The organism is Acidovorax sp. GW821-FHT09B03 (genome assembly GCF_059418305.1).
Genome location: NZ_JBWKPP010000004.1, coordinates 176,588 through 194,435 on the forward strand (window position 1 = coordinate 176,588; position 17,848 = coordinate 194,435).

At 70.2% G+C, this 17,848-nt stretch carries 16 protein-coding genes and 1 pseudogene; 10 read left to right on the forward strand and 7 right to left on the reverse strand.

Going from position 1 to position 17,848, the window contains the following annotated elements; genetic code table 11:
* Positions 1–67 precede the first annotated feature (67 nt).
* The 7 genes from hemC to AC07PA_RS09955 all read left to right on the forward strand — a co-directional run bounded on the left by hemC (position 68) and on the right by AC07PA_RS09955 (position 6,400).
* Entirely contained in the window at positions 68–1,051 is a 984-nt protein-coding gene (hemC, locus tag AC07PA_RS09925; protein WP_494604986.1) for a hydroxymethylbilane synthase, read from the forward strand.
* Between the two features lies 1 nt (position 1,052).
* The gene (locus AC07PA_RS09930) at positions 1,053–1,856 is read left to right on the forward strand and encodes a uroporphyrinogen-III synthase (protein WP_494604988.1); all 804 of its coding nucleotides are present in this window, start codon (positions 1,053–1,055) and stop codon (positions 1,854–1,856) included.
* Positions 1,853–2,944 carry a uroporphyrinogen-III C-methyltransferase gene (locus tag AC07PA_RS09935; RefSeq protein ID WP_007858959.1) on the forward strand — a complete coding sequence of 364 codons (1,092 nt, stop codon included), beginning with the start codon at positions 1,853–1,855 and terminating at the stop codon, positions 2,942–2,944. The genes AC07PA_RS09930 and AC07PA_RS09935 overlap by 4 nt, the downstream gene beginning before the upstream one ends.
* 15 nt (positions 2,945–2,959) lie before the next feature.
* Positions 2,960–4,237 (forward strand): heme biosynthesis HemY N-terminal domain-containing protein, encoded by a 1,278-nt coding sequence (locus AC07PA_RS09940; protein WP_007858961.1) that lies wholly within the window; start codon positions 2,960–2,962, stop codon positions 4,235–4,237.
* Positions 4,238–4,545: 308 nt separating this feature from the next.
* A complete protein-coding gene (locus AC07PA_RS09945) occupies positions 4,546–5,121 on the forward strand; it encodes a cytochrome b (RefSeq protein ID WP_494604990.1) in 576 nt (191 codons plus the stop codon).
* A 52-nt stretch (positions 5,122–5,173) separates the two neighbouring features.
* Positions 5,174–5,746 (forward strand): YceI family protein, encoded by a 573-nt coding sequence (locus AC07PA_RS09950; RefSeq protein WP_007858965.1) that lies wholly within the window; start codon positions 5,174–5,176, stop codon positions 5,744–5,746.
* A 69-nt stretch (positions 5,747–5,815) separates the two neighbouring features.
* Complete coding sequence (locus AC07PA_RS09955) at positions 5,816–6,400, forward strand: YceI family protein (protein WP_145695287.1); 585 nt, start codon at positions 5,816–5,818, stop codon at positions 6,398–6,400.
* A 60-nt stretch (positions 6,401–6,460) separates the two neighbouring features.
* Here AC07PA_RS09955 and AC07PA_RS09960 read toward each other — a convergent pair whose 3' ends face one another.
* Both AC07PA_RS09960 and AC07PA_RS09965 read right to left on the reverse strand, forming a co-directional pair.
* Positions 6,461–7,228, reverse strand: a complete 768-nt coding sequence (locus tag AC07PA_RS09960) for an ATP-binding cassette domain-containing protein (RefSeq protein ID WP_494605268.1) — start codon at positions 7,226–7,228, stop codon at positions 6,461–6,463.
* A 332-nt stretch (positions 7,229–7,560) separates the two neighbouring features.
* Positions 7,561–8,158, reverse strand: a pseudogene (locus AC07PA_RS09965) (ATP-binding cassette domain-containing protein); the annotation flags it as partial.
* A gap of 212 nt (positions 8,159–8,370) precedes the next feature.
* Between AC07PA_RS09965 and AC07PA_RS09970 the strand changes: the two are divergent.
* Positions 8,371–8,991, forward strand: a complete 621-nt coding sequence (locus AC07PA_RS09970) for a VOC family protein (RefSeq protein ID WP_007858971.1) — start codon at positions 8,371–8,373, stop codon at positions 8,989–8,991.
* Between the two features lie 75 nt (positions 8,992–9,066).
* On the opposite strand, the gene AC07PA_RS09975 is transcribed toward AC07PA_RS09970, so the two are convergent.
* From AC07PA_RS09975 to AC07PA_RS09995, 5 genes are read right to left on the reverse strand one after another with little or no spacing between them, the layout of a single operon-like run.
* A complete protein-coding gene (locus tag AC07PA_RS09975) occupies positions 9,067–10,695 on the reverse strand; it encodes a dipeptide ABC transporter ATP-binding protein (protein WP_494604993.1) in 1,629 nt (542 codons plus the stop codon).
* 38 nt (positions 10,696–10,733) lie between these two features.
* Positions 10,734–11,549 (reverse strand): ABC transporter permease, encoded by an 816-nt coding sequence (locus AC07PA_RS09980; RefSeq protein ID WP_035205771.1) that lies wholly within the window; start codon positions 11,547–11,549, stop codon positions 10,734–10,736.
* A gap of 17 nt (positions 11,550–11,566) precedes the next feature.
* The gene (locus AC07PA_RS09985) at positions 11,567–12,523 is read right to left on the reverse strand and encodes an ABC transporter permease (protein WP_494604995.1); all 957 of its coding nucleotides are present in this window, start codon (positions 12,521–12,523) and stop codon (positions 11,567–11,569) included.
* Between the two features lie 32 nt (positions 12,524–12,555).
* Positions 12,556–14,133, reverse strand: coding sequence for an ABC transporter substrate-binding protein (locus AC07PA_RS09990; protein ID WP_494604997.1), 1,578 nt, complete (start codon positions 14,131–14,133; stop codon positions 12,556–12,558).
* A 52-nt stretch (positions 14,134–14,185) separates the two neighbouring features.
* Entirely contained in the window at positions 14,186–15,346 is a 1,161-nt protein-coding gene (locus tag AC07PA_RS09995; RefSeq protein ID WP_494604999.1) for a C45 family autoproteolytic acyltransferase/hydrolase, read from the reverse strand.
* An 81-nt stretch (positions 15,347–15,427) separates the two neighbouring features.
* Between AC07PA_RS09995 and AC07PA_RS10000 the strand changes: the two genes are divergently transcribed.
* Positions 15,428–16,309 carry a GntR family transcriptional regulator gene (locus tag AC07PA_RS10000; protein ID WP_494605001.1) on the forward strand — a complete coding sequence of 294 codons (882 nt, stop codon included), beginning with the start codon at positions 15,428–15,430 and terminating at the stop codon, positions 16,307–16,309.
* Between the two features lie 212 nt (positions 16,310–16,521).
* The gene (gene aptA, locus AC07PA_RS10005; protein WP_494605003.1) at positions 16,522–17,847 is read left to right on the forward strand and encodes an omega-aminotransferase AptA; all 1,326 of its coding nucleotides are present in this window, start codon (positions 16,522–16,524) and stop codon (positions 17,845–17,847) included.
* The last annotated feature ends 1 nt before the right edge of the window (position 17,848 follow it).

Consider the following 17,848-nt stretch of genomic DNA (forward strand, 5'->3'; position numbering starts at 1 on the left):
TGGGGGGCGGCGGCCTGCAGGCATCACCCTGCTAGTGCGGGCGCATGCTAGCATCGCCCGCCCCTGAATGATTACAAACAGGTTACGAATCTTGAGCTCCGCCGCGCGCCCCCTGCCCCATCCCATCATCATCGCCACGCGCGAAAGCCGCCTGGCCCTGTGGCAGGCCGAGCACGTGCAGGCCCTGCTGCAGGCCCGCGGCCACACCGTGGAGCTGCTGGGCATGACCACCAAGGGCGACCAGATCCTGGACCGGTCGCTGTCCAAGGTGGGCGGCAAGGGCCTGTTCGTCAAGGAGCTCGAAGTGGCGCTCGAAGAGGGCCGCGCCCACATCGCCGTGCACTCGCTCAAGGATGTGCCCATGGAGCTGCCCGAGGGCTTTGCCCTGGCCTGCGTGATGGAGCGCGAGGACCCGCGCGATGCCTTTGTCTCCCCTCGCTACGCCTCCCTGGACGAACTGCCGCAGGGCGCCGTGGTCGGCACCTCCAGCCTGCGCCGCCAGGTGCTGCTGCAGGCGCTGCGGCCCGACCTGAAGATCGAGCCGCTGCGCGGCAACCTGGACACGCGCCTGCGCAAGCTCGACGAAGGCCAGTACGACGGCATCGTGCTCGCGGCCGCCGGCCTCAAGCGCCTGGGATTGGAATCACGCATCCGCCTGGCTTTCGAGCCCACCACCATGCTGCCCGCGGCCGGCCAGGGCGCCCTGGGCATCGAGGTGCGTAGCGAGCGGCAGGACCTCATCGCCGCGCTGGCGCCGCTGGCCCACCAGGCCACCTGGCTCACCGTGGCCGCCGAGCGCGCCGTGAGCCGCGCCATGGGCGGCAGCTGCTCCATGCCCCTGGCGGCGCATGGCACCCTGGGCGCCAACGGCACGCTGCAGCTCGACGCGGCCTGGGGCGACCCCGAAGACGCCCACGCACCCTTGGTGCGCGCCCAGGCCAGTGCATCCGTGGCCACCCTGGCCCAGGCCGAGGCCCTGGGCGACGAGATCGCCCGGCGCCTGCGCGCGGGTGGTGCACGGGGCGTGGACCCCGCCTCCACCGCTGGCTGACATGCCCTCCACAGCGCCCCGGGTGATCGTCACGCGCCCCGAGCGCGAGGCGGCACAGTGGGTGGCAGAGCTCACCGCGCGCGGATTGGCCGCCACGGCCCTGCCGCTGATCGCCATCGGCCCCTGTACCGACCCCTCGGCCCAGCAGGCCATGGCCGCTGCGCGCCAGCGCCTTGCCCAGGCGCCCGGCTACCGCGCACTGATGTTCGTGAGCAGCAATGCAGCGCTGCATTTCCTGCATGGCGCCCCGCCCCTGCCGGCCGGCACCCGCGCCTGGGCCCCCGGCCCGGGCACGGCGCGCGCATTGGAGCAGTTGGGCCTACCGCCCGCGGCCATCGATGGCCCCGCTGCCGATGCCCCGCAGTTCGACTCCGAATCGCTCTGGCAGCAGGTGGGCGCCCAGGTGCGGTCTGGCGACCGCGTGCTCATCGTGCGCGGCCGCTCGGCCGGGGTGCATGAGTCGTCCGAGGGTTCGGGCCGCGACTGGCTGGCGCGCCAGGTGCAGGCCGCGGGCGGCCAGGTGGACTGGGCCGTGGCCTACGAGCGCGCAGCCCCCCGGTTCACCCCTGACCAGGCAGCGCTGGCAGAGGCCGCCCTCCAGGACGGCTCGCTGTGGCTGCTGAGCAGCTCCGAGGCCGTGGCCCACCTGGCCGAGGCCCTGCCCGGCCGGTCCTTTGCACCGGCACGGGCCCTGGCCACGCACCCGCGCATCGCCCAGACCGCGCGCGCCATGGGCTTTGGCCATGTAAGGGAGTGTCGTCCGGCGCTGGAAGACGTGGTGGCCTCGATAGAATCGGCCCCATGAGTTCCGCGCCACCCCACGACCTGCCCACTGCAGCCCCCTCCACCCCCGCCGCAGCCGCTGCGCAACCGCCTGCGGTGGTGGTGCGCGGCAGCAGCCTGCCCACCCTGCTGGCGGGCGTGCTGGCCGTGGCGGCCGTGGCCAGCAGCGGGCTGCTGTGGCAAAAGCTGAGCGTGATCCAGGAGCAGCTGGCGCGCCAGTCAGCCGACTCGGGCGCCCTGGCGATCGAGGCGCGCACCATGGCCCGCCAGGCCGAAGAGCTGGTGCGCGAGACCGCCGCCCGCCTCTCCGTGGCCGAAGCCCGCGTGAGCGAAGTGGCCCTGCAGCGCAGCCAGCTTGAGGAATTGATGCAGAGCCTGTCGCGCTCGCGCGACGAAAACCTGGTGGTGGACATCGAATCCGCCATCCGCCTGGCGCAGCAGCAGGCCCAGCTCACGGGCAGCCTGGACCCGCTGCTGGCAGCGCTCAAGACCGCCGACCAGCGCATCGAGCGCGCCGCCCAGCCACGCCTGGCGCCCGTGCAGCGCGCCATCGGCCGGGACATCGAGCGCATCAACCGTGCCCAGGTGACCGACACCGCCGGCCTGCTGGCGCGCCTGGACGATCTGGTGCGCCAGGTGGACGAGCTGCCCGTGCTCAACGCCGTGGCCCAGGCCGCAGCCAGCCGGCGCCTGATCGCCTCGGCCCCTGCCGGCGCCGCACCCAGTGCGGACACGCCCTGGTGGCAGGCCACGCTGCAGCGCAGCTGGGAGGTGGTGCGCGACGAGGCCCGCAACCTGGTGCGCGTGAGCCGGGTGGACCAGCCCGAGGCCATCCTGCTGGCACCCGAGCAGACCTTCTTCCTGCGCGAGAACCTCAAGCTCAAGCTGCTCAATGCGCGCCTGGGTGTGCTGGCGCGGCAGTTCGACTCGGCCCGCGCCGACCTCGCCGCAGCCACCGCCGCCGTCAACAAGTATTTCGACCCGGCCTCGCGCCGCACGCAGACGGCCGCCACGGTGCTGCAGCAGGCACAGGCCGGCATGAAGGCCGCCGAACTGCCGCGCCCGGATGAAACACTCTCCGCCCTGGCCACGGCCGCGGCGGGGCGCTGAAAGAGGGCAGCACGCATGCGCGCAGCACTCTGGCTCCTGGCGTTGTTTGGCGTGGCCGTCGCGGCTGCGCTGTTTGCGGGCAACAACCAGGGCACCGTCACACTCTACTGGCCCCCGTACCGGGTCGACCTGTCGCTGAACATGGTGGTGCTGCTGCTCGTGGGCGGCTTCGTCACCGTGCATGCCGCCCTGCGGGCCCTGGCGGCCCTGCTGGAGCTGCCGCACCAGGCGCGCCGCTGGCGCGTGCAGCAAAAGGAGCGCGCCATGCACAGCGCGCTGCTCGACGCCATGACGCACCTGCTGGGCGGGCGCTTCATCCGTTCGCGCAAGGCGGCCGTGGCCGCACTGGCCCAGGAAAATGCGCTGGCCGCTGCGGGCGAGTCGGTGCCGCACAGCCACCAGCTGCGCTCGCTGGCCCACCTGGTGGCGGCCGAAGGCTCCCATGCCCTGCAGGACACCGCCACGCGCGACAGCCACCTGCAGCGCGCGCTCGAAGACGCGCCCGCACGCGGCACCGCGCTGGAGCAGGAGCTGCGCGAGGGCGCCCAGATGCGCGCCGCGCGCTGGACGCTGGACGACCGCGACGCCGATGCCGCCCTCGAATGGCTGGCCTCCCTGCCCCAGGGCGCCGCACGCCGCACCCTGGCGCTGCGCATCAAGCTCAAGGCCACGCGGCTGGCCCGCCGCACCCAGGAGGCGCTGGACACGGCCCGCCTGCTGGCCAAGCACCGCGCCTTCTCACCCACGGCAGCGCAGAGCATCGTGCGCGGCCTGGCCACCGAACTCATCCACAGCGCCCATGACACAGCCCAGCTGCGCCGCGTCTGGGACGACCTGGAAACCGCCGAGCGCAACATGCCCGAGCTGGCCATCCAGGCCGCGCAGCGCATGGCCGCCCTGGGCGGCGATGCCGGCCAGGTGCGCGCCTGGCTACAGCCGGTATGGGAACGCATGGTGGAACTGCCCGACGCGCTGGCCGAACACCATGCCCTGAAGCTGGTGCGCGCGCTCGAGTCGGGCCTGGACGCCGTGGACGCCGCCTGGCTGGCCCGCATCGAAGCCGCCCAGCAGGCCAACCCGCGCGATGCGCGCCTGCAGTACCTGGCCGGCATGGCCTGCCTCAAGCGCCAGCTCTGGGGCAAGGCCCAGCAGCTGCTGACCCAGGCGGCCCACCAGCTGTCCGACGCCAGCCTGCGCGCCAGCGCCTGGCGCCACCTGGCGGAACTGGCCGAGCAGCGGGGCGACGAGCCCGCCGCCGCCGAGGCCTGGAAAAAAGCCGCGCTCGCGCGCTGACCGGGCAGGCGAGGGTGCCCGCCCATCCCCCGGCCATCTACCGGCCATCCCTCAGCGCCCACCTTTTGGCAAACAAGAGGGAACTTTGAGCGCAAACCCCCTGTCAATTCAGTTTTTTTGAACTGAAGCATCAATCCTGCTGAAGCCGAACGCGCTGGCAGCTTCCTACACTGCGCTCATCGCGGAGCCTTGTGCGCACGGCACAGGGTGCGGCGTGCGGGGCAGCGACGGATGCGCCAGCCCGAAAAACCTGCTCCCACCGCCTGCTGCCTACCCCTGCCCGCCACCCCACTGCCGATCCCACCACGATGCCCCACTCCACGCCGCCCTCCGCCAGTCGACCGGCCCGCTACACCCGCACCGCCATGCTGATGCACTGGGTGCTGGGCCTGGCCCTGATCGGCGCCTTCTGCGTCGGCCTGTACATGACCAGCCTGCCCTTCTCGCCAGCGCGTCTCAAACTCTACAACTGGCACAAATGGGCCGGGGTCACCATCCTCACGCTGTCCGTGCTGCGCATCCTGTGGCGCGCGACGCACCGGCCGCCGGCCCTGCCGACCGCCATGGTCCAGGCCATGCCGCGCTGGCAGGCCCTGGCGCACCACGCCACGCACGGCCTGCTGTACCTGCTGTTCCTGGCCGTGCCGCTGATCGGCTGGGCCTACAGCTCGGCGGCGGGCTTTCCCATCGTCTTCCTGGGCCTGTGGCAACTGCCCGACTTCGTGCCCGTGAACAAGGAACTGGCCGAGGCCATCAAGCCCTGGCACCTGTACACCGCCTGCACCATGGCCGCCCTGGTGGTGCTGCACGTGGCTGCCGCGCTCAAGCACCAATTCATCGACCGCGACGGCCTGATCGGCCGCATGCTGCCCGGCCCGCGCTGAGCCCTCCCTCCCCCCTTCCCCGTTCTTTCGCACCGATTTTTCAGGAGCCTCCATGCAAGCATCTTCCTTCGTCTCGAGCCTCGTGCTGGGCGCCGCCGTGCTGGCCGCGCCGTCCGCCTTCGCACAGCAGCAACTGGTTCCCGCGCAGAGCGAGGTGCAGTTCACCGCGCGCCAGATGGGCGTGCCGCTCGAGGGCCATTTCAAGAAGTTCGATGCCAAGGTGGCGTTCGATCCGGCCAAGCCCGACACCAGCAAGATCAGCTTCACCGTGGACACCGGCAGCGCCACGCTGGGCTCGCGCGAGACCGACGCCGAGCTGCCCAAGGCCACCTGGTTCAACGTGCCCAAGTTCCCGCAGGCCGCGTTCGAATCCACCACCATCAAGGCGCTGGGCGGCGGCAAGTTCGAAGTGGCCGGCAAGCTCACCATCAAGGGCAATGCGCAGAACGTGGTCGTGCCCGTGACGCTGGCCCAGAGCGGCGCCACCACCACGGCCACCGGCACCCTGCCGATCAAGCGCCTGGCCTTCAAGATCGGCGAGAACGAGTGGGCCGACACCTCCATGGTGGCCGACGACGTGACCGTCAAGTTCAAGCTCGCGCTGACCGGCGTGGCCAAGCTCTGATCACCGCACCCTTTCCTTTCCCTTCGCGTTCCCTTTCCCTTGACCCTTCCTTTTTCAGGAGTTGTTTACATGCGCAAGTCTTCGTTCGCCCTGCTCGCCCTGGCCGCAGCCGCCGTTCTGTCCACGGGCGCAGCCCAGGCCCAGAGCGCCGCATACGCCATCGATCCGACGCACACCTTCGTGACCTTCGAGATCGGCCACTTCGGCGCCACGACCAACCGCGGCCGCTTCGACAAGAAGGAAGGCACCGTGCAGTTCGACCGCGCCGGCAAGACCGGCAAGGTGGAGATCACCGTGGACACCACCTCCATCAACTCGGGCACGCCGCCCTTCGACAAGCACCTGCAAAGCGCTGACATCTTCAACGCCGCCAAGTACCCCACCATCAAGTTCGTCTCCGACAAGTTCACCTTCAACGGCGACAAGGTCAGCGAAGTGAGCGGCCAGCTGACGCTGCTGGACAAGACCAACCCCGTGACCCTGAAGGCCACGCAGTTCACCTGCTACCAGAGCCCCATGCTCAAGCGCGAAGTCTGCGGCGGCGACTTCGAAGCCACCATCGACCGCACCCAGTGGGGCCTGGACTACGGCGTGCAGTACGGCTTCCCCAAGAACGTGCGCCTGGTGGTGCAGATCGAAGCCATCAAGCAGTAATCCACCACGGGCCTTCCGGTCCGCACAAGCCACCCGCGGCACGGCCCCGGGTGGCTTTTTTCATACCAGGCGGGCATCGGGCCGCCAGCCTTCGGCATGCCATGCCCAGACATGCGTGGGCGCCAGCGCCGACAGGAAATGCAGGTCGTGCGAGACCACCAGCAGGGCTCCCGTGAAACCCTGCAGCGCTGCCTGCAAGGCCTCCACCGAGGCCAGGTCCAGGTGGTTGGTGGGCTCGTCCAGCAGCAGCATCTGCGCCGGCTCGCCGCCCCACAGCGCGCAGGCCAGCGCGGCCTTGGTGCGCTCGCCGCCGCTGAGCACGCCCGCGGGCCGCTGCACGCGGTCGGCATCCAGCCCCAGCTGCGCCAGGCGCGTGCGCAAGGTGGCCTCGGGCAGGGGCGAGCCCAGTTCGGCCAGGCGCTGCAGCACGCTCGCGTGCGGCGGCAGCAACTGCGCGTTGTGCTGGTCCAGCCAGGCCGCGCGCACGCCGCGCACCACCCGGCCCGAGGCAGGTGCCACCTGCCCGGCCACCAGGCGCAGCAGGGTGCTTTTGCCGCAGCCATTGGGGCCGGTGATGGCAATGCGCACCGGGCCGTGCCATGCGCCGTCGATGGGCGCCAGCGTGGGCGGTGCGAACGGCGCGCGCACCTGCTCCAGCGCCAGCACCTGCTTGCCGGCGGGCACCGTGCTCTGCGGCAGGGCCAGCGCCACGGGGGTGGGGGCCGGGGCCTGCCGCACGGCCTCGCGCACGGTCGCATCCAGCTGGTCGCGCGCCTCCTGCTGGCGCTCGTGCTCGCGCCCGGCATGGGCTTCGGCACTGTTCTTCATGCGGCCCAGCAGGATGGGCGCGAGGTTGGCCGTGCGCCCCACCCGGCGCCCCTGCGCGGCGCGGCGCTGCTGCGCTTCGTGGTCACGCTGCAGCGCCTTGCGGCCCCGCTCGCGCTCGGTGCGTGCATGGTCGAGCGCCGCCTGCACTGCGGCCCGCTCCTGGTCCCGCTGCGCCGCATACAAGGCCCAGTTCCCTCCGTAGCGCCGCAGCCCGGCGGGCGCCAGTTCCACGATGGCATCCACCACGCCCAGCAGTTCCCGGTCATGGCTGGCCACGACCGCACCGTCCTGGCGTGCGGCCAGTTGGTCCAGCAGCCAGCGCCGTGCACGGCGGTCCAGGTGGTTGGTGGGTTCGTCGAGCACCAGCACCTGGGCGTCCGAGACAAAGGCCCCGGCCAGCGCCACGCGCATGCGCTCGCCGCCGCTCAGGCGGGCCGCGTCGCCGTCGCCTGGCAGGTGCCCCAGGCCCAGCGCCTGCAGGGCGCGCTGCCAGCGCGCGGGCAGGTCCCACTGGCCATCGGCCTGCAGCAGGTCCTCGGGCCTGCCCTGGCCCGCCTCCAGGCGCTCCAGCGCGCGCAGCACGGGTGCCAGGCCCGCCAGGTCGGCCACGGTGCTGCCGGGGCCGCCCTGCACCTCCTGCGCCACGGCATGCAGGCGTGCGCTGTGCAGCACCGTGCCGGCAGTGGGCTGCAGCCGGCCCAGCAGCAGTTGCAGGAACACGCTCTTGCCCACGCCGTTGGCGCCCACGATGCCCGCGGTGCCGGCGCCCAGGGCCAGCGTCAACGGGGCGTTCCACAGCGGCTGGCCATCGGGCAGCACCCAGATGACGTCCTGGAACTGGAGCGGGGAAAAGGAAGAAAAGGAAGAAGCGGCGGCAGCCCTGCTGCCGCCACGGGCGCGGGGGCCCGAAAAATCGTTGGTCGTCGCCATGCCTGAAGGACTCCACGGTCACCACACAACCGCACCTGTGCCAAGGCCAGGGCGGAACAGCGTGAAAGCGGGCTTACAGGCGCATCGGTGAAGACACCTCGGGTGGTTTGGCGAGGAGCGCAATGTACCGCAAATACCCACGCCTTCAAAATTCTCTTTACGTAAATCAATTACGAATAGTAGAATTTCACCACCGACCAAGGAGACAACGCATGAATGCCGTTCTGAAGCCCGACCTCGCCAGCCTGCCTGCACCTGCTGCCGTCCAGCAGTTGCACCACTACGCCTACAAGGCGCGCGACGCCGAGGAAACCCGCCAGTTCTACGAAGACATCCTGGGCCTGCCGCTGTACCACATCATCCAGAGCGACTACGTGCCCAGCACGGGCGAGTACTGCCCCTACACGCATTTCTTCTTTCGCCTGAAGGACGGCTCCTTCATCGCCTTCTTCGACCTGGGCGACGACGTGAAGGCCGAGCCCTCGCCCAACACGCCGCTGTGGGTCAACCACATCTCGTTCCGCGTGGACACGGTGCAGGAACTGGAAAACACCAAGGCGCGCCTGGAAGCCTTCGGCATCGAGGTGCTGGGCGTGACCGACCACCACATCTTCAAGAGCATCTACTTCTTCGACCCCAACGGCATCCGCCTGGAGCTGACCGCGCAGCTCGCCGATGCGCAGGCCATGGAAAAGGACAGCACCGTGGCCCATGCGCGCCTGAAGGAATGGACGGCCCGCAAGGAGCAGTGGCGCAAGGAGCGCGCCGAGGGCAAGGCGGCCGAGCCGCTCAAGCCCCAGAGCAACGACCGGCCGGAATTCGCCAAGGGCTGAAGCCGGCCCCGCCGCAAAAGGAAAAGGCGCCACCCTTTCGGACGGCGCCTTTTGCATTGCTGCACAGGCCGGTAGCTACGCAGCGTCCAGCTCCGCCAGCAGGTCGCTGGTGGTGGCGGCTTCGAGCAGCGCGCGCGTATAGGGCTGCTGCGGCCGGTCGAAGATGTCGGCCACGCTGCCCTGTTCGACGATGCGGCCGTTCTCCATCACGATGATGCGATCGGCGATCTCGGACACCACGGCCAGGTTGTGCGAGATGAACAGGCAGCCGAAGCCGCGCTCGGCCTGCAGGCGCCTGAGCAGCTCCAGCACCTGCTTCTGGATCGTCATGTCCAGGGCCGAGACGGGCTCGTCGGCCACCACGAAGGCGGGCTTGCGCACCAGGGCGCGCGCAATCGCCACGCGCTGGCGCTGGCCGCCCGACAGGGCATGCGGGTAGCGCTCGCCAAAGCCGGCCAGGCCCACCTCGGCCAGCATGGCATCCACCGTGGCCTGCAGGGCATCGCGCGTGAGCGGCGGGCCGTGGCGCAGCGGCTCGGCGACGATGTCGCGCACGCGCTGGCGCGGGTCGAGCGAAGAGTACGGGTCCTGGAACACCAGCTGGCAGGCCAGTCGGAACTCGCGCCGCCCGGCGGCATCGGCCTGGCCCAGCGAGGTGCCGCGAAAGCACACGTCGCCGCCCGCCACGGGCAACAGGCCGATCATGGCGCGGCCCAGCGTGGTCTTGCCCGAGCCCGAGCCCCCCACCACGGCCACCACCTCGCCCGGCTGGATGGCCAGCGACACCCCGCGCACCGCCAGCTTGGGAGCGGGCTTGGACAGCCAACCCTGGCGCGCGCCGGGAAAGCTCACGTGCACGTCCCGGGCCTCGATCAGCGGCGCCTGCACGGGGCGCGCCGGGCGCTGGGCGCTGCGCTGGGGCAGTGCCTCGATGAGGCTTCGGGTATAGGCCTGGCGCGGCGCAGTAAGCACACTGCGCACCGCGCCGGCCTCGACCAGCCGGCCCTTTTCGAGCACCACCACCGACTGCGCGTAGCGCGCCACCAGCCCCAGGTCGTGCGTGATCAACAGCACCGCCGTGCCCTCGGTGCGCGTGAGCTCGGCCATGATCTCCATCACCTCGCGCTGGCTCAGCGAATCGAGCGCCGTGGTGGGCTCGTCGGCGATCAACAGGCGTGGCTTGAGCAGCATGACCGAGGCCAGCATGATGCGCTGGCGCATGCCGCCCGAGAACTGGTGCGGGTAGGCGGCCAGGCAGCGCTCGGGGTCGGCGATCTGCACGCGGCGCAGCATGGCGATGGCGCGCTCGCGCGCCTGGGCCGTGCTCACCTTCTCGTGCAGGCGCAGGCCCTCGAAGAGCTGCTCGGCAATGGTCATCGCGGGGTTCAGCGAGACCATGGGCTCCTGGAACACCATGCCCACGTCGCAGCCGCGCAAAGCGCGCAGCGACTGCGCCGACAGCGTGCCCACGTCGCGGCCCTGCAGTAGCACGCTGCCGCCGCTCTGGCGCACCTGGGGCGGCAGCAGGCCCATCACGGCACGCCCGGCCATGGTCTTGCCGCTGCCCGACTCGCCCACCAGGGCCACCACGCCACCGGCGGGCACGTCGAAGGAGACGGCGTCCAGCAGCGGACGGGCGTGGGGGCCGTGCACCGTGAGCTCACGCACGGACAAGAGCGGCAACGGGTTCTTCTCGGTCGTCATGTCGGTTCTTTCCGCCAAGGGGTAGGACGATGGCCGCATCAGCGGTGCTCCATGCGCGGGTCGAGCCAGTCGCGCAGCGCATCGCCCAGCAGGTTCACGCCGAGCAGCGTGAGCGCGATGCAGGCACCGGGCGCAATGCCCAGCCAGGCGGCGGTCTCGATGTAGGGCCGGCCCGAGGCCAGCATGTTGCCCCAGGTGGGCGCGGGCGGCGGCACGCCCAGGCCCAGGAAGCTCAGCGCGCTCTCGGCCAGGATGACCCAGCCGAACATCGACGTGGCCAGCACCACCAGGGGCGCCACGCAGTTGGGCAGGATGTGCGCGAACACCGTGCGCAGGCCGGAGTTGCCGATGACCTCGGAGGCCTCGATGTACTCCTTCTCGCGCAGCGACAGCACCGAGCCGCGCACCACGCGCACCGCCGTGGGTGCATAGGCCAGGCCCAGCGCGACGATGATGCCCCACTGGTTGGCGCCCACGATGACCATCACGCCCAGGGCCAGCAGGATACCGGGGAAGGCCAGCATGGCATCGTTGAAGACCATCAGCACCCGGTCCAGCCAGCCGCGGAAGTAGCCGGCCACCAGGCCGATCACCACGCCCAGCACCAGCGCCAGCGCCACGGTGAGTGCGGCCACCACCAGGCTGGTGCCGGCCCCGGCCATCAGGCGCGAGAGGATGTCGCGGCCGAATTCGTCGGTGCCCAGCAGGTAGGTGCCCGAGGGCGGCTGCAGCCGCTGGCGCAGCGCCACGCCCATGGGGTTGTAGGGGGTCCAGAACACCGACAGCAGGGCCATGGCGCCCACCAGGGCCACCAGCAGGCCCCCGACCAGGGCATTGGTACGCAGACGTTTCATCAAGCGCTTGATCATCATCATGACGCGGACACCCGGGGATCGAACAGGGGATAGCACAGGTCCACCACGAGGTTGACGAGCACGTAGATGGCGGCCGTGAACAGCAGGCAGCCCTGCACCACGGGGTAGTCGCGCGCAAAGATCGCGTCCACCAGCAGGCGGCCCAGGCCGGGCAGGGTGAACACCGTCTCCAGCACCGCGATGCCGCCCAGCAGGTTGCCGAGCACCAGGCCGATCATGGTCCAGGTGGGCGCAAACGCATTGGGCAGCACATGGCGCAGCAGCACGCGCCGCTCCGACAGGCCCTTGGCGCGCGCATGCGTCACGTACTCCAGGCGCAGCACCTCCACGGCGCTGGCACGCGCCATGCGGGTCAGGATGCCGAGCTCGATCAGCGCCAGCGTGATGGTCGGCAGCACCAGGAAGGACAGCGCCGAGCGCCAGTCCTCGCTGAAGGGCACGTAGCCCACCACCGGCACCAGGCCGAGCTTGAGGCCCACGAACAGCAGCAGGAGCAGGCCCAGCCAGAAGCTCGGAATGGACAGGAAGAACGTGGCGGCGGCCACCACCATGGTGTCGAGCACGCTGTTCTGCTTCCACGCGGCCAGCAGGCCGGCGGGCACGGCCAGCAGCGCGGCCAGGGCCACGGCCACGAGCACGATGGCGGCACTTACCTGGAAGCGCTCGAGCAGCAGCGGCAGCACGGCCTCACCGCTGGTGATGGAGTGGCCCAGGTCGCCCTGCAGCATCTTGCCGAGCCACAGCGTGAACTGCACGGGGATCGGCCGGTCGAGCCCGAACTGGGCATGCAGGTCGGCCAGTTGCTCGGGCGTGGCGCTGTCACCGAGGATGAGCAGCGCCGGATCGCCCGGCACCAGGCGCATGAGCACGAAGACCATCAGGCTCACGAGAAACAGGGTCGGCAGCGTCCACAGCAGGCGCCGGCCGACATAGGCGGGGGAGGAGGAACCCATGGTGTGTGAATCCGGTCAGCAGGCCATCGGCTTCACGGGGCGCGCAGCGCCACGCCCCAGGCCCGCGGCGTACCCAGCGCCCAGCCCTTGTAGCCCTTGGCGTAGGAGCGGGCGGCACTGGTGTTCACGGCCGAGTACATGAAGATCGCCGGCACATCCTCGCGCATGCGGGCTTCGAGCCTGTCGAACAGGGCCTGGCGCTGGGCCGTGTCGCTGGTTTCCATGCTCTTGGCCAGCAGTTCGTGCGCCAGGGGTTCGTCCCACACCTTGCGCGGCTGCTTGTCCTTGGGGCCGGTCACCATCTCGTACGACAGGGCCGGGTCGAGCCGGGCCGAGAAGGTGAAGGCCATGGCCTGGTAGCTGCCCTTGGTGTAGCGGTCGAGCAGCGTGGCCCAGTCGAGCACCTCGACCTCGGCCTTGATGCCCGCCTCCTGCACCATGGCCTGGGTCAGCACGGCGATGTTGAACACGCTGTTGTAGCGCTTGGTGGCCAGGATCTTGATGGGCTCGCCCTTGTAGCCGGCCTCGGCCAGCAGCTTTTTGGCCAGCGCCAGGTTGCGCGGCGGCACGGCGGCCTGCGGCTTCTTGTAGAAGGCGCTGGGCGTGGGCACGACCGAGCGGCTGGGCGGGGCATTGCCCGAGGTGACGGCGGCCACCAGCTCGGGCATGTCGAGCGCGAGCGCGATGGCGCGGCGGATGCGCGCATCCTTGAGCAGCGGGTCGCGCGTCTGGAACAGCAGGCCCTGCACGTTCATGGTGGCCTGGGTTTCCATCAGCACGTCCTTGCGGCCCTTGTACTCGGCCATGTCCTCGTCGTTGATGTCGTAATTCAGGTCGATCCCGCCCGAGAACAGCGCGGCCTTGGCGGCCGAGGCATCGGGGATGATGATGAAGCGCACCTTGGGCGTCTCGGCGATCTTGGCGCCGGTGTTGCCGTCGCGCGGGCCGGGCAGCGCGGCATAGCCGTCGTTGCGCAAGAGCTCGATGTACTGGCCGCGCTTCCACTCCCCGAGCTTGTAGGGCCCGGTGGCCACGGGCTCGCGCCACTTGCCGTCGGCCTCGAGCGAGCTGCGGTGGTAGATGCCGGTGCCGCCGCAGTCCACGCGCGCCAGCGTCGCCAGGAACAGGGCCGAGGGCTTGTCCAGCGTGTAGACCACGGTGGCGGCATCGGGCACCTCCACCTTGAGCACCTTGGCCAGGCCGCGGCCGTCGAACTCGGCCAGGCAGCGCCAGTTGTTGGCCGGGACCATGTAGCGGTTCCAGGCGAAGAGCACGTCATCGGCCGTGAGCGGCGCGCCGTTGTGGAATTTCACGCCCTGGCGCAGCTTGAAGGTGTAGGTCTTGCCGTCGGCCGAGGTGCTGACCGACTGGGCCAGCAGCGGCGCCACGGAGGCGTCCTCGCGGTAGGCCACCAGGCCTTCGAGCACGTGCATCATCACCGCGTCGGTGTTGTTGTCGCGGTTGACGCCGGGGTCGGTGGAGCGGATGTCGGCATTCAGGCGGATGCGCAGGGTATCGGCCTGCGGCTGGGCCTGGGCCAGGCCGAACGTGCACAAGCCGGCGAGCAGGGCCAGGCCTCTGGACAGCCAGCGCGAGGGGGCAGTAGTCATCTCGGGGTCCTTTCTTCGGGGGGGCAGGCGAGCGGAGGGGCGGCGGGCGCGCTCAGGCCAGCGCCAGCTGGCGCTCCAGGTCCAGGCGGTAGGCCTGGAAACTGCGGCTGAGCGCGGGCAGCATGGCCACCTCCATCTCGCCCAGGGCCGGCTCCATCACCACCATGGCCACGGTGGCCGAGAGGTTGCTGCTGGAGTTGGGGCGCGGCGGGCGGCACACCGACCAGGGCGACTGGAAGTCGTCGAACAGCGCGGCCTTGATGTGCTCGCGCGTAAGCGCACCGATGTGCGGCGCGACCAGCGCGCGCACGCGCAGGTCGCGGTAGAGCGAGTCGGGCGTGTTCACGATGCCCATGTCCTTGACCTTGGCCAGCGCGATCGGGCTCTGGAAGTGGTTGGCATGCACGATGACACCGCGCTCCGGGTGGATCTGGAAGGTCTCGTCGGGCGCGCACTCGAAGTCGATGGCCACGCCGGTGGCGTGCGAGACCATCACGTTGTTGGACGCCGACTTGGGCGTGCAGTAGACGATGCGCATGGCCAGGGCCAGCTGCACCTGCTCCAGCGCTTTGCGGCGCAGCAGGGCCAGCGGCACGCCGAGCTGGCGGTAGTCACGGTCGGACTCCAGGTAGTTGGCGGTGATGGAGATGCCCGCAGAATTCATGCCCGAGCGGGCCAGCCCCCCGGCTTCGGTGAAGGTCAGGATGTCCGGGCCATCGTCGCGCAGCACACGCAGCACCACGGCGGTCTCGGCACACTCGGCCTTCCAGTCCCAGTTCTGGGCATGGATCACGCGGCCCGAGGCCGTGGCTTCGGGCATGGCCACCACGCCGGTGCAGCCATCGGGGTCGATCTGCGCGGGCTGGCCCTTGCGGCGGCGGTCGGCGAGCTTGAGGATCTCGGTGCGCGCATTGAGCATCACCACGGCCTCGTACGACACGCCGGCCCCCTCGGCGATGCCCCGCATCTCATCCAGGTAGGCGGCATCGAAGGCCTCGATGGTCGGCTCGAAGGTCTTCACCAGCGTGCCGATCTCGGGCCAGCCGAGTTGGCTGCCCTCCAGCTGGGTGGAGTAATGTTCGATACCGCGCAGGATGCGCGCCTTGGCCTGTTCGCCATACTGGCGGCCACGCTCGCGCGGCGTACCGCGCACCTCGATCAGCGGGCAGGAAGGAATGGGCTGCTGGGCGCCCCAAGGGAAAGTCTGGTCCATGGCGATGGGTGGAGTGAGCGATCATCGATCGATGGATTGAATTGTATTTTGTAGAATAAAAAACATCAACTGTTTCAAGCTATGGTTTCTACCCCCCTGCATCTGGAGCTGGCCGACCGCATCAGCCGCCTCATCCACGAGGACGGCCTGGCAGCCGGTGCGCGCCTCAATGAAAACCAGCTCGCCGAGCGCCTGGGCGTCTCGCGCACGCCGGTGCGCGCCGCGCTCGACCACCTCGCGCAGCAGGGCTTTGCCGAGCGCAAGCCGCACCGCGGGGTGGAACTGCTGCAGGTACCGCCCCTGCCCGCGCCCGCCCGCGAGGCGGCCGACGGCAGCGACGAACTGCTCAGGCGCATCGCCTACGACCGCCAGCATGGCAACCTGGGCGAGTACGTCTCCGAGAAGGAGCTGATGGAGGCCTATGACCTGGGCCGCCCGGCCATCCGCAATGCGCTGGAGCGCCTGGCCGACCTGGGCGCCATCGAGCCCAAGCTGGGCTACGGCTGGCGCTTTGCCACGGGCGCCTGGGACGCCAGCGTGCGCCACGAGAGCTACCGCTACCGCATGGTGATCGAGCCCGCGGCCATCCGCGAGCCCGGGTTTGCCTTGCCTGCCGCCTGGGCGCAGGACATGCGCCGGCAGCACGAGGCGTTTCTGCGCACGCTGTCGGAGGAGTCGTCGAGCATCGCCTTCTTCGAAATGAATGCGGCCTTCCACGAGGGCGTGGCCGCTGCCTCGGGCAACCGCTTCTTCCACATGGACATCCAGCGCCAGAACCGCCTGCGCCGCCTGTCCAACTACGACTGGAAGTACGGCCGCGAGCGCATGGAGGTGAACTGCCGCGAGCACCTGGAGATGCTGGACCGCATGCAGGCGGGCGACCAGGAACTGGCTGCCTTGCTAATGCTGCGCCATCTGGACGTGGCCAGCCGTTTGCGACCTCCGAAGCTGACTCCCCCCTGAGGCGCTACGCGCCTTCCCCCTGAGGCGCTACGCGCCTTCCCCCTGAGGGGGACGCCCCCAGCGCATGGGCTGGAAACGCCGCCTTTGCGGCGGGGCGGCCCTTGCGCGGGGGCACTGGGCTGGATCGCGTCAGTTGTTGGAATCTGCGCGCATTGATTTTTGTTTAAACAAAAAACATAATGAGTGAAATTGCAGCCCTCACCGAAAGCCCCATGACCTCCGCCCCCCACCCCAGCGCCCCCAACGACACCGCCTTCTGGCTCCCCTTCACCGCCCAGCGCCAGTTCCAGCAGCAGCCCATGCTGTTCACCGCCGCCCAGGGCATGCACTACACCACCGACGATGGCCGCCAGGTGCTCGACGCCATGGCCGGCCTGTGGTGCTGCAACGCCGGCCACGGCCAGCCGCGCATCACCGAGGCGATCCGCGAGGCCGCGGGCCGCATGGACTTCGTCTCGTCGTTCAAGATGAGCCACCCGGCCGCCTTCACGCTGGCCCGGCGCATCGCCGACCTGGCGCCTAGCGGCATGGACCATGTGTTTTTCACCAACTCGGGCTCCGAGGCGGTGGACACGGCCCTCAAAATCGCGCGCGCCTACCACCAGGCGCGCGGCGATGCGCGCCGCACCCTGCTGGTGGGCCGCGCCAAGGGCTACCACGGCATGGGCTTCGGCGGCCTGTCGGTGGCCGGTATCGGGCGCCACAAGCGCGACTTCGGCCCGCTGCTGCCCGACACCGCCCACCTGCCCCTGCCCTACGACGCGGACGCGCGCTTCTCGCGCGGCCAGCCGGCCACGGGCGCGCACTACGCGAATGCGCTGGAGCAGCTGTTCCTGGTGCACGACCCGGCCACCATCGCGGCCGTGATCGTCGAGCCCGTGACAGGCTCGGGCGGCGTGTACCCGCCGCCCGTGGGCTACCTGCAGCGCCTGCGCGAGCTGTGCACGCAGCACGGCATCCTGTTGATCTTCGACGAGGTCATCACCGGCTTTGCGCGCGTGGGCGCCGCCTTCGGTACCCAGGCCTTCGGCGTCACGCCGGACCTGATCTGCTGCGCCAAAGGCATGACCAACGGTGCCGTGCCCATGGGCGGCGTGGTCGCGGGCAATGCGGTCTACGAGGCCTTCATGCAGGGCTCGGCCAGCATGATCGAGCTGTTCCACGGCTACACCTACTCGGCCCACCCGCTGGCCTGCGCGGCCGGCCTGGCCACGCTGGACGTGCACGAGGAACTGGGTCTGGCCGCGCGCGTGCAGGCCATCGCCCCGGTGTGGGAGGCCGCACTGCACGCCCTGCGCGATGCGCCGCACGTGGTGGACGTGCGCAACATCGGCCTCCTGGGTGCCGTGGACCTGGCGCCGCGCGCTGGCGCCGCCGGTGCACGCGGCAATGCCGTGCATGCGGCCTGCTTCGAGGCCGGCGTGCTGATCCGCAACTCGGGCGACACGCTGGTGCTTTCGCCCCCGCTGGTGATCAGCGAGGCACAGATCCACGAGGTAGCGGACAGCATCCGCGCGGCGCTTCAGACCATCGCCTGAG

Bases quoted from the DNA above. Each gene is read 5' to 3' on its own strand.
- hemC (WP_494604986.1), top strand. From the start codon at position 68: ATGATTACAAACAGGTTACGAATCTTGAGCTCCGCCGCGCGCCCCCTG.
- AC07PA_RS09930 (WP_494604988.1), top strand. From the start codon at position 1,053: ATGCCCTCCACAGCGCCCCGGGTGATCGTCACGCGCCCCGAGCGCGAG.
- AC07PA_RS09935 (WP_007858959.1), top strand. From the start codon at position 1,853: ATGAGTTCCGCGCCACCCCACGACCTGCCCACTGCAGCCCCCTCCACC.
- AC07PA_RS09940 (WP_007858961.1), top strand. From the start codon at position 2,960: ATGCGCGCAGCACTCTGGCTCCTGGCGTTGTTTGGCGTGGCCGTCGCG.
- AC07PA_RS09945 (WP_494604990.1), top strand. From the start codon at position 4,546: ATGCCCCACTCCACGCCGCCCTCCGCCAGTCGACCGGCCCGCTACACC.
- AC07PA_RS09950 (WP_007858965.1), top strand. From the start codon at position 5,174: ATGCAAGCATCTTCCTTCGTCTCGAGCCTCGTGCTGGGCGCCGCCGTG.
- AC07PA_RS09955 (WP_145695287.1), top strand. From the start codon at position 5,816: ATGCGCAAGTCTTCGTTCGCCCTGCTCGCCCTGGCCGCAGCCGCCGTT.
- AC07PA_RS09960 (WP_494605268.1), bottom strand. From the start codon at position 7,228: ATGAAGAACAGTGCCGAAGCCCATGCCGGGCGCGAGCACGAGCGCCAG.
- AC07PA_RS09970 (WP_007858971.1), top strand. From the start codon at position 8,371: ATGAATGCCGTTCTGAAGCCCGACCTCGCCAGCCTGCCTGCACCTGCT.
- AC07PA_RS09975 (WP_494604993.1), bottom strand. From the start codon at position 10,695: ATGACGACCGAGAAGAACCCGTTGCCGCTCTTGTCCGTGCGTGAGCTC.
- AC07PA_RS09980 (WP_035205771.1), bottom strand. From the start codon at position 11,549: ATGAAACGTCTGCGTACCAATGCCCTGGTCGGGGGCCTGCTGGTGGCC.
- AC07PA_RS09985 (WP_494604995.1), bottom strand. From the start codon at position 12,523: ATGGGTTCCTCCTCCCCCGCCTATGTCGGCCGGCGCCTGCTGTGGACG.
- AC07PA_RS09990 (WP_494604997.1), bottom strand. From the start codon at position 14,133: ATGACTACTGCCCCCTCGCGCTGGCTGTCCAGAGGCCTGGCCCTGCTC.
- AC07PA_RS09995 (WP_494604999.1), bottom strand. From the start codon at position 15,346: ATGGACCAGACTTTCCCTTGGGGCGCCCAGCAGCCCATTCCTTCCTGC.
- AC07PA_RS10000 (WP_494605001.1), top strand. From the start codon at position 15,428: ATGGTTTCTACCCCCCTGCATCTGGAGCTGGCCGACCGCATCAGCCGC.
- aptA (WP_494605003.1), top strand. From the start codon at position 16,522: ATGACCTCCGCCCCCCACCCCAGCGCCCCCAACGACACCGCCTTCTGG.